11 protein-coding genes are annotated in these 10196 nt (G+C 71.6%); 8 read left to right on the top strand and 3 right to left on the bottom strand.

What is annotated here, in order from left to right; all coding sequences use genetic code 11:
* Positions 1 to 275: 275 nt before the first annotated feature.
* Positions 276 to 515, bottom strand: coding sequence for a hypothetical protein (locus ACFYQA_RS38570; RefSeq protein ID WP_388928379.1), 240 nt, complete (start codon positions 513 to 515; stop codon positions 276 to 278).
* A gap of 1070 nt (positions 516 to 1585) precedes the next feature.
* Between ACFYQA_RS38570 and ACFYQA_RS38565 the strand changes: the two genes are divergently transcribed.
* Together ACFYQA_RS38565 and ACFYQA_RS38560 are read left to right on the top strand one after the other, a co-directional pair.
* On the top strand, positions 1586 to 1792 hold the full coding sequence (locus ACFYQA_RS38565) for a hypothetical protein (protein ID WP_388928377.1): 207 nt from the start codon (positions 1586 to 1588) through the stop codon (positions 1790 to 1792).
* The gene (locus ACFYQA_RS38560) at positions 1789 to 2232 is read left to right on the top strand and encodes a hypothetical protein (protein WP_388928375.1); all 444 of its coding nucleotides are present in this window, start codon (positions 1789 to 1791) and stop codon (positions 2230 to 2232) included. The genes ACFYQA_RS38565 and ACFYQA_RS38560 overlap by 4 nt, the downstream gene beginning before the upstream one ends.
* Positions 2233 to 2765: 533 nt before the next feature.
* On the opposite strand, the gene ACFYQA_RS38555 is transcribed toward ACFYQA_RS38560, so the two are convergent.
* Together ACFYQA_RS38555 and ACFYQA_RS38550 are read right to left on the bottom strand one after the other, a co-directional pair.
* Positions 2766 to 3125, bottom strand: a complete 360-nt coding sequence (locus ACFYQA_RS38555) for a hypothetical protein (RefSeq protein WP_388928373.1) — start codon at positions 3123 to 3125, stop codon at positions 2766 to 2768.
* Between the two features lie 42 nt (positions 3126 to 3167).
* Positions 3168 to 3899 (bottom strand): GntR family transcriptional regulator, encoded by a 732-nt coding sequence (locus ACFYQA_RS38550; protein WP_388928371.1) that lies wholly within the window; start codon positions 3897 to 3899, stop codon positions 3168 to 3170.
* A 367-nt stretch (positions 3900 to 4266) separates the two neighbouring features.
* Between ACFYQA_RS38550 and ACFYQA_RS38545 the strand changes: the two genes are divergently transcribed.
* The 6 genes from ACFYQA_RS38545 to ACFYQA_RS38520 all read left to right on the top strand — a co-directional run bounded on the left by ACFYQA_RS38545 (position 4267) and on the right by ACFYQA_RS38520 (position 9980).
* Positions 4267 to 6216, top strand: a complete 1950-nt coding sequence (locus tag ACFYQA_RS38545) for a winged helix-turn-helix transcriptional regulator (protein ID WP_388928369.1) — start codon at positions 4267 to 4269, stop codon at positions 6214 to 6216.
* On the top strand, positions 6213 to 6530 hold the full coding sequence (locus ACFYQA_RS38540) for a hypothetical protein (RefSeq protein ID WP_388928367.1): 318 nt from the start codon (positions 6213 to 6215) through the stop codon (positions 6528 to 6530). The genes ACFYQA_RS38545 and ACFYQA_RS38540 overlap by 4 nt, the downstream gene beginning before the upstream one ends.
* Positions 6531 to 6532: 2 nt before the next feature.
* Entirely contained in the window at positions 6533 to 7432 is a 900-nt protein-coding gene (locus tag ACFYQA_RS38535) for a protein spdB (RefSeq protein WP_388928365.1), read from the top strand.
* Positions 7429 to 7629 carry a hypothetical protein gene (locus tag ACFYQA_RS38530; protein ID WP_388928363.1) on the top strand — a complete coding sequence of 67 codons (201 nt, stop codon included), beginning with the start codon at positions 7429 to 7431 and terminating at the stop codon, positions 7627 to 7629. The genes ACFYQA_RS38535 and ACFYQA_RS38530 overlap by 4 nt, the downstream gene beginning before the upstream one ends.
* Entirely contained in the window at positions 7626 to 7991 is a 366-nt protein-coding gene (locus ACFYQA_RS38525; protein WP_388928361.1) for a hypothetical protein, read from the top strand. Before ACFYQA_RS38530 ends, ACFYQA_RS38525 begins: the two co-directional genes overlap by 4 nt.
* Positions 7992 to 8246: 255 nt before the next feature.
* Positions 8247 to 9980 (top strand): hypothetical protein, encoded by a 1734-nt coding sequence (locus tag ACFYQA_RS38520; protein ID WP_388928359.1) that lies wholly within the window; start codon positions 8247 to 8249, stop codon positions 9978 to 9980.
* Positions 9981 to 10196 lie beyond the last annotated feature (216 nt).

The raw sequence follows: 10196 nt of genomic DNA, 5'->3' as shown, positions 1-10196 counted from the left end.
CCTTCGAAACTCAGCCCAACCCCCCTTGACCAACCTCCGAAAACTCGACCCTCACCCCCTTGACCACCTCCGACTTCCGCCCCGACCTGCACCCCTGGAAACTCCAAGACCACCCACACGGAACACGTGGAGAGTGGGTGGTCTTGGAGGTGGAAGGGCGTCTGTGCAGGTCGGGGCGGAAGTCGTCCGGGGGCTCTGTCACACGCTGGTGTACGGGTCGGTTTACACCCTGGCGACAACCCCGAGTTGTCGCCCTGCACCCCGGCCGCGCTCGGTCAGGGTGCTGCGGTCCGCCCCCCGGGTGGACCGTCCAACGGGATAACTTGCTGCGCTTCGAGACCGGTCTCGTGTCCGGCGCCGAGGATCCGCCGGCCTTTCCGCGCGGCCACGTCCTGGTGCTCGACGTCCACCAGCTCGTCCCGCTCGCCGCGCTCGACGGGCAGCAGCCGTGGGGACGTCGGCGTGCTCCTGGTGGTGGATGTCGGACCGGTGCCCAGCGGGCGGCGCGTGCTCATCGGGCCAGTCTGGAGTTCCCCGGCGGGGGAACTCCCTTTGTCCATCACCCGAGTCTGATCAAGGTCCGGCGGGGGGCGGCTTGCCCTACAACTGGCCCTACAACTGGCCCGTCAACGTGCTCTACAACTGGCCCTACGGCTTGCCGTACAACTTGCCCCACGGCGACGGCCGGGCGCTCTCTGACGTGCGTGTCGAGGGGTCTGGCCGCGCCGACTACTTCCCCACGACACCCTCCGGCCGTCCCCGGCCGACCCGTTACTGACGTCAGTAACCCACAACTCGCTGCCGTGATCTGTGGCCCGTACCGGCACGCGCGGCGTGACGATACCTTCGTCCTCCCCGGTCGGCCTGGTCCCGTTTCGGGTTCCGTTCGGACCTCCGTTTGGGCTCCCGTTTGGACTTCCGTTCGGGGTTCCCTTTGGGGTCCTCCTCGACCTCGCGGCGACGTCGCGGCCGTGTCGCTGTGACCTGCTGGACAAGGGGGCCGGAGCGTCGTCCGCCGGGCGCCGACTACTTCCCTGCGGGACCCTCTGCGGTCCTGGCGAAGGGGCTCGGGCGGTAATGCCTGAGCTGTGCTCGTGTTGATCGTGTGGAGTCCGGGACGTTGAGAATGCCTAGGTGTGTTCTGTACCGGGCTTTGTAGCAGTCGCCGGAATGCAAGAGGTGTGCCTGTTTTCGTCGTGCGGCTGAGGCCGGTCTCGTGTGCACGGGTGTGCTCGTGCACGAGTGCACGCGTTGGTGGTCGGCCATCGGGTCGTGATGCATAGGTGTGGGCGATCCGTTCGAGTCGTCGGCGTGCAGCTGCTCGTGCTCCTGGTCGTCGTCGGCGTACGTCATCTCGGAGACGTACGGGCCGGACCGATGACGTACGCGGCGACGGCGGCCGGGCTCGATCGGGCGGAAGTGCCGGCGCTTCGAGCCGGAGCAAAGTTGTCCCGTACGACGGTCTTCGGCGGCTCGACGTGGGCGGCGGTGCAAAAGTGCCAGAGGTGTAGCGCCGCCCTTCCTCGAGGAGCGGTCGGCGGCTCGCAGCATTTGCCCGGCCGCGCGGCTCGGTACGGTCGGCGGCATGGACGAGACGACGGCACCGATCGAGGACGCGGACGGCAACCGCCTGTGCATCTGGTGCGGCGGACCGGTCGTGCAGCCGGAGACCGGCCGCAGGCGCGACTACTGCTCGCGCAGCCACCGCGAGTACGCGTACCGGGAGCGGACGGTCCGCCGGCGCATCGGTGACGCGCTCGGGCTCCGCTCGGGCGGACAGGAGACGACGTGACGACCTTCGAGAGTCCGCGCGATGCGCACGGCAACCGGCTGTGCGAGTACTGCGGCGACCCGGTGCCCAAGTCGCTGGGCACCAAGCCGAAGCGGTACTGCAAGCGGTCGTGCCGACAGCGGGCGTACGAGGCACGGCAGAAGCGCGAGGCGATCGTCACGGCTGTGGCCACGGCCGTCGCACGCTCCGGAACGTCACGTGACGTTCCGGAGCGTGCCCGCCCAACGTCACGTGACGTTGCAAAGCCCCCGGTCCCGGCCGCCGACCCGGGCGACGGGTGGGTGCGGTCGATAGACGAGGTGGACGAGCAACTGCGGGAGCTGGAAGCGCGGCGGCCGGTGGTGCCGCCCGCTCCGCAGCAGAAGCGCCGGCGCTTGGCCGCGCCTCCGGCTGCCGAGGCTCCGACCCTCTTCGGGCCGGAGGCCGCCGACGGCGAGTAGGCCGCGGCTGCGTCGGCGCGTCTTGGCACAAGGGGGCTGAGCGGGGGGTCGGTCCCTCCGGTCGGGCGGCACTCACGGTGGAGGCCGTGCGGGCGTGCGGGGTGGTGGAGCTTGCGGAACCGCCCCGTGCGTTCGTGCGGCATGGTGCGGAGGGACGACCGGCCGGAGGGATCCGGCACCCCGTGACCCCCCGCACCACCCACCGGCCCGCACTCCCCCACCGAGCCCCCGGCCCCTCTGGGAGCGGTGGCCGGGGGGCTCGGGGGGCGGAGCCCCCGGATACCGCCCGCTTGCGGGTGGTGAAGGCCCCAACGAGGGTGCGCCGCCCGGTCGGGGACTCGGTGGGGCGTGAGGCGCGCTGTACGGCCCGCAGACGGCCGGTTGGGGTTCCCGTGGGCTGAGAGTCGCGGGGCAGGGAGAACGCCGCTCAGCGGGCCAGGGGCGGGCCCCTGCGGGTACGTTCGGGAGTTGGCACGACGAAGCCCCCCGCCGAATTCGGATCGGCGGGGGGCTTCGGTGTCTGCCGGGCGGGGCTATGCCTCGTCGTCCAAGGGCGGGTCGATGTCGAGCACGAGCGAGCCGTTGACCTCGCCACGGTTGGTGGGGTGGGTGAACACGGCGGTCAGCCGGGTGCCTCCGTCGAACTGCTTGGACTCGCGCGGGGCACCGGCGTTGACGACCCGGCACCACTCGTCGAAGACGAAGCGGCGGTCGTTCTCGCCGAGGCGGCCGAACTTCCCGACCTCGCCGCGCAGGGCGCCGTTGCTGGTGACCATCCAGTCGAGCGGGTACCGCTCCGCCTTGATCGCGGCCTTCACCAGGCTGTCGAGCACGCCGACCGCGCGGTACTGCCAAATGTTCAGGTCGGTGGTGGTGATCTCTCCGAGCGACATATGGGTTCCTCTCCCGGGTTGGTGGGCTTCGGCGTTGGGCGGTCAGCTCCGGTGTACGCGCCAGCGGCCGGCGGGCGCGACGGATTCCCCGACCTCGACCGTGTCGCCCTGCGCGTCGACGTACACGTTCCGGCTCAGCAGGACCGGCGAGCCCGGCGTGACGCCCAGCAGGCTGGCGTGCTCAGGGGTGGCCGCGTCGGCGGTGGACGCTTCCTCGGACGCCACGGCGCGACGGCCGGTGACGGCCTCGATGGCGGACGGGGTGCCGCCCACGATCCGCTCCCGCAGGAGCAGGGCGGGCACGGTCTCCGCGAGTTCGGCGGCGAACCAGCTCGTGCTGGCGCTGACCGGTTCGGCGTCGGCGTTGTGCGTGACGCGCTGGCGACGCAGCGCCTGGCCGTCGCCCTCGACGCCCAGGAGGTCCGCCACCCACTCCGGCGGGGCGGACAGTTCCGCGTTCGTGATGACGGCGTACTCGCCATCGGCGTAGATCCGCCCGGTGGTGAGGGCCGCCTCCAGCCGGTCGGCCGCCGTGCGGTGCAACGTCCGGCGCGTGCTGACGGTGGTGGCCGCGCCCTGGCGGGCCTCCGCGAGTCCTTCGGCCTTGAGGGTGCGGTGGACCTTCTGCGCGGTCGCGGTCGAGATTCCGTACGCGGACGCGAGCTCGCGCACCGACGGCAGCGCGTCGCCGTGCGACAGCTCGCCACTGACGATCTTCGACTTCAGGGCGGCGACGACTTGGAGGTACGGGGGCGTGCGCTCCAACGAGGACATGAGGGCTCTCCTTCGGCGGTGAACGGTGCGGTGATCTAGCACAGCATCCAATGCGGTGATCTACCACAGTGTAGGGCTTGACACAGCAACTGTGCTACCACAGTATGGATGTTGTTCGGCGGCGCCTTCCGAGGGGCCGCCGAACGGCTCGAAAATCCGGGGCCCTCGCGCGCACACGCGTAGGGGCCCCACCCCGGAAACCACCGCAACACCGAAACCCGCAGGTCACACGCTTGCGGGGGCGCAACCACCCGCAAGGGAAGTTGCGCCCCGGGGGTTGCGGGATCAACCGCCCAAAACAGACGGGCCGGAACGCCGCGCGAACGGCAATCCCGGCCCTGATCCACGACACCTGAAGGAGCGATTCGTGGACTACGCAGCAGCATGGAACAAGATCGGCACTGGCACCAAAGCGACCCTCGGCTTCTCGACGGACCGGATCAACAAGGCGACGGCCGCCACGGGCCGCGCCCTCGACGCCGCCGCTCCCGCCTGCGCCCCGTTCGCGCACCGCTGGGACGTGGAGGCTGACCGCCGGACCAAGCTCCGGACGCCGGAGAACCTGAAGGCGCTGATCGCCGCCCAGCGTGTGAACACGTCGGCGCGCTCGACCGCCGCTACCGCCGTCAGCCAGCGGAAGGCCGCGAAGGCCGCGAGCAAGAACCCGCTCAACGGCGGCCGCCGCGCCGCGCGCACCGCCGACAAGGCGGCTCGCGGTCACGCGAAGGTCGCCCGCACCGACCTCAAGACCGCCCGCCGGAACTACCCCGCGACGATGCGCCAGCTCGCCGTCCGCGCGCACGCCGCGCACACCATCCCGGCCGGGCTCGCCTCGTACGTCATGTCGTCGGCGGAGCACTGGACGATGTGGCCGGCGGGAACCTCGCTCAGCCTGATCGGGCTGAACGTCGCTGGTCTGTGGATCGGCCGCCGCAAGGTCGTCGCGGACGTGGACGACTCGATGACGGCGGAGGAGAAGCGGCTGGCTTCCCGGCTCGACCCGACGTACTGGGTGCCGAACGCGGACGCGCGCGGCCTGTCCGGCACGGTCCCGACCCCGGCCAAGCTCACGGCGTCCGGTCTCGTCTCCCACGTGCGGCTGGACGACCGGTGGACGCCCAAGGGGTTCCAGGCAAAGGCCGACGAGATCCGGGCGCTCCTGGGCGCGCGGACCGACCTGCGGGTGGAGGTCAAGTACGGGTCGCACGGCGACCGCGCGACGATCATCCTGCGGACCCGCAGCGCTGCGGACGGGATCAGCCTGTCGGGCTGGAAGCCGGGCGACTGCTGGGCCATCGACACGGTGACCGGCGAGACGGTCCCGGTGCCGCTCGGCAAGCGGATGCTGATCGCCGGTACGTCCGGCGCGGGCAAGTCGTACTCGGCCCGGCCGCTCATGGCCGAGGCGTCCGAGCACGCTGATCACCGGCTCGTGATCTTCGACCGGAAGTACATCGAGGCCCGGAACTGGAAGCACCGCGCCCGCACGGCGGTCGAGCTGGACGAGATGCGCGAGCTGGTCCAGGAGCTGATCGCGGAGGGCGAGGAGCGGCTGCAGGTCCTGCCGCGCGGCGAGGACGTCGTCTCGATCAGCCCGGGGCGCCCCCGGATCACGGTGTTCGTCGACGAGATGGGCGAGCTGCTCCAGGACTGCAAGACCAAGTACGAGGACGAGGACGGCAAGAAGCGCGACTACCAGGACGTGATCGAGGGCCTGCGGACGATCGCGCGGAAGTACCGGGCCGCCGAGATCATCCTCTGCCCGGCCACGCAGAAGCCGACGCTGTCCGGCGACGGCCACGGCCTCGACTCGCAGATCGCGGGCCAGATGACCATCAAGCTCGGTCTCGCCGTCGCCAACCAGACCGACGCGATGACCGTGTTCGGCCGCTCCGACTGGCCCGCCCACGACCTGCCCATGCCCGGCTACGCGCTGCTCTTCGACCAGGACAAGGGCCCGAAGCAGCGGCGGAATCCGATCAAGCTGCGGTTCATGACCCCCAAGGAGGTCATCGGCCTTCCCTCGCGCCCGATCTGGTCCCGGTCGGCGGTGTCGGCCGTTCCGGCTCCGGCCCCCGCGCCCACGCTGCAACTCGTCAAGGAGCAGGCCGAGCCCGCGGCTGCGGTCCCGGCGGACCTGACCGACAACCAGGTCGCCGTGCTCAAGGCGGTGCAGGGCGGCACGTCCACGAACGCCGAGATCGCCAAGGCGGTCGGCATCAACCCCGGCTCCGTCGACCGCGCCGTCAAGGCGCTGGTCAAGCGCGGGTTGCTCGCCAAGGACGGCACCACGATCCGTACGGAGGTCGCCGCATGAGCGCCAACCTCGCCCAGGCCGTGGCCGACGCCCGCGCGGCGGAGGCCAACACCGACCGGATCGCCGAGATCCTCGCCGTGGTCCAGGCCGTGCAGGCGGCGACCCCGGCCCCGGCCGCGCACGCCTCGTGCAGCTGCTCGACGCAGAAGGCCGGCGGATCCGCCGGGAAGGTCGCCGCGTGGATCGCGGGCGGCGCCGCCTGTGCCTGCGTCCTGACCGCGCTGTTCCTCGCCGTCGCCCTGGTCGCCGTCGCCGTGACGGTCGGCGGCTGCGTGTCGTACCTGCTGATCCGCGAGATCCGGAAGGGGAAGTGACCATGACGAAGCCCAACTTCAAGCGCCTGCTCACCGTGGGCCCGGCCGTCGCCATGACGACCGTGAGCATGGTCCTCACCCTGGCCGTGATCGTGATGTGGCTCGGTGGCTCGATGCCGTGGGGCATCGCCCTGGTCGTCGGCATCGGCCTCGACGGCGGTTGGCTGGCCACGCTCGCGTACGAGCGGCGGCTGGCCCGGCAGGGCGACCACAGCAACGCGATCACCGGAGTCGGCTGGGGCTTCGGGGCGGTGGCGACCGGCGTCCTGGTCGCCCACGCGCTCGGTGAGCCCTCGCCCGGTCCGTGGCTGGCGGTCTCCTGGCTGCCGCTCGCCGCGAAGGCGCTGTGGCTCGTGCACGGCCTCTGGGAGCGCACCGCGCTGACCCCGGCCGCCCTCGACCGGATCGCCACGATCCAGCAGGGTGCCCGCGACCAGGCGGCCATCGCCCGCGCCGAACTCCGGGCTGAGGCGGGCACCGAGGAGACCCGCCTCGACGCCGTGACGGGCGCCGGGAAGCGCGTCGCAGAGGCACAGGCCAAGGCCGCCCGGCGGCTCTCCGGGGCCTGGTCGGAGCTGGACGGAGTTCGGCAGGGCGACGGCACCGGCAGGGCTCTGACCTGCGTGACAGAGCGCGTCGCACCCGCGTCACAGGACGCGTCACAGCCCCGCTGGCAGCTCCCGGTGTGGGGCAGCTTCGAGGAGCTGGCCGCCATCGAGGCACCGGCGCTCACGGACGACGCGATCGACGCGATCGTTGCGGATCTGCGGGCCAGCACCAACCCGCCGATGACGTACAACGCCCTCGCCGCCGCGTTCCGCAAGGCCGGTCACAGCGCTGGGGAGACCCGGCTGCGGGCGTCCTGGAAGCGCGTCACCACGGCCGAGGCGGTGGCCCAGTGATCGCCCTCGCCTACCTCGCCACCGTGGCGGTCAGCCTCGTGGTCCTGGCGGTGGCCCTGCGCCGCCGCCCGGCCCCGGCCCCCGCGCCGCTTCCGCCGGCCAACCCGCTCCGACTCCTCACCGAGGGCGAGCCGGAGATCCGGCTCATCCTCGCCGCCGCCACCCAGCTCGCCCACCGGATGGGAGCCGCAGCATGAGCCGCCGACCCGCGATCCACGACGCCGAACCCAGCCTCGTCACCACCCACGGCGCCGACTTCTTCGGGCAGGACCGCCACCTCCTGGCGGACGTCGTCGCCCTCGCCGCGTGGGTGACCAACGCCGTGCCGTACAACGACCGGAAGTCGGTGGCCCCGCTGGTCGCCGCGATGGAGGGGCGGCAGGCCCTGGCCTTCCCGGCCGCCGACGCCGCTCACGTCTCCGAGGTGCTGATGAAGGTCTCCCGCACCCGGCAGATGAAGCCGCGGGTGTCCGCCCTCGCCCGCGCCTTGGCCGACGCCGCCGCTCGCGCCGCCGCCGACGGCGAGCCGTGGGAGTGGACGGTCGAAGCCGCCGCGTAACACCGGAGCCCCGCCGGCCTTTCGGCTGGCGGGGCTCCCTACGGCCCATCAAGTCACAACTGACCCAGGGCCATCGTCCGCATATCGGCTGGTCGTCCCTCACTTTGTGGCAGGCTCAACGCCACAACCTCAGACAACGCGAAGGGCCCGCCGGTAGCACGGCGGGCCCGAGCGAACACCAGCTCCCCAGACTTCTCACGGACCAGGATTGGTGCTCACGTAGTGCATTCCCATGATGCAGGACTCCAGGCCCCTGTGGCGACCGCTCCCTCGGACGCGTCGCTGACCGGGGCCGTTCGTGTCTCCAAGCCCGCCGCCCGGCCGCGCTGCCGCCGGAAGTCGTGCGGCCGACGCTTCACCCGCGCCCGCGCGGGCCAGATGTACTGCTCTCCCACCTGCCGCAAGGGTGACGCGAAGATCACCCGTAAAACGGCCTCTGACCTGCGGGAACAGGGCACCGAAGGTGACCACCTTGGTAGGAAGGGAAAGAAGTTTCCCGACCCCGACCCCAAGACCCCGGCGGAACTGGCCGCCGAGGCCGCTGACCTGCGACGCAAGGAGCGGGAGCGCCGGAACTACTCCGGGCTGTACTTCCAGTGGGACCACTCGAAGCTGAAGTCGATCCGCGGCTGCCGCCGGTCGGCCCGCGACGAGGGCGCGGGCGTCACGCTCACCGTGTCGGCCGACGGCCAGCAGGTCGGGCGCAAGGGCCTGAACCGGTGCGCTTCGGTCTGGGCCTGCCCGGTGTGCGAGGCGGTCATCCGGGGCCAGCGGGCCACGGACGCGGACACCGCGATCACGGAGCACGTCCGGCGCGGTGGGATGGTCCTCTTCGTGACCTTCACCGTGCGGCACTGGTCGAACCACGACCTGGAGGACCTGATCCGCGTCCAGGTCCGGGAGGTCTGGAAGGGCCTGCTGCAGGGCCGGAAGTGGGCCCGGTCGAACGCGGGCAACCTCCGCAACCGCCTCGGGGTCGTCGGCACGATCCGCGTGATCGAGGTGACCGTGGGCCAGATCAACGGCTGGCACCCGCACCTGCACGTCGCCGTGTTCCTCGGAGGCCGCCAGGACCCGAAGCCCAAGCGCGGGTCCGGCGAGAAGTGGGACCCGACCGTGCGCTCGTACTTCCGGCCGGCGGACGCCGACCTCGACCTCTTCGAGGCGGAGTGGAAGGCCGCGTGGATCGACGGCGTCACCGCCGCGAACCCGGACTTCCGCCCGTCGGCCCGCGACGGCGTGGACTTCAAGCGGGTCTACACGGTCAAGGACGCGGCGGCGATCGGGAAGTACATCAGCAAGGTGCAGGGCACCGACGTGAACTCGGACTGGTCCGTCGGTGCCGAGCTGGCGCGCGGCGACGTGAAGCAGGCGCGTGGCGGCAACATGAAGGCGATGGACATCCTGTTCCGCCTCGCCGCGCTGCGCGGCGGACAGGTCGCGGACGATCTGCCCGGCTGGGGCTCCATCGACCAGCTCGCCGTGCTGTGGTCCGAGTACGAGCTGACCACCAAAGGCGGCCAGAACATGGCGTGGTCCGAGGGCCTGAAGCGCGCGTACGGCATCGGCACCGACGAGGACCAGGACGCCGCCGACCGCCAGGCCGTCGACGCCGAAGACGCCGGGGCGGGCGACGACCGGATGCTGCACCTGTCCGCCCGGACCCAACTGGAGATCGGGCGCAGGCGCGTCATCGTGGAGGTGGGCGAGGCGGCCCGCGACGCGGTGAAGGCCGACGAGGACCCCGTCATCGCGGTGCGCGCCCTGCTCGCCCTGGTCGGCATCGACAGCATGGGCGTGTGGGCGCTGACGGCCGACGAGGACGAAGCGAAGTGGAAGGCGTCGGCTGAGAACGCGGCGGCGCGCTCGGTGGAGTCCGAGGACGCGCGGGCGAAGCGCAAGCTGCGGGAGGCCACCGACCTCCGCACCGCCCGCACCGACCGCAGGCGGCTCGTCTGGAAGACCGCCGCCACCACCCCCCAGAAGTGACCCGGCCGACCCCGGCCGCCGCGAAACTGACCCCAGTTCGCACTAACTCGCTCAGCTCCTCTGCTCCCCGAAACTCCTCCGCACGCCACCACCCAACCCACCGCTCGAACTCCCCTCCCCACCTTCGAAACTCAGCCCAACCCCCCTTGACCAACCTCCGAAAACTCGACCCTCACCCCCTTGACCACCTCCGACTTCCGCCCCGACCTGCACCCC

It is taken from the genome of Streptomyces sp. NPDC005774 (assembly GCF_042871645.1).
In the GTDB taxonomy this organism is placed as follows: Bacteria; Actinomycetota; Actinomycetes; order Streptomycetales; family Streptomycetaceae; genus Streptomyces; species Streptomyces pratens.
Note: the sequence above shows the minus strand (reverse complement) of the source record. Positions and strands in the feature narration are given on the sequence as shown.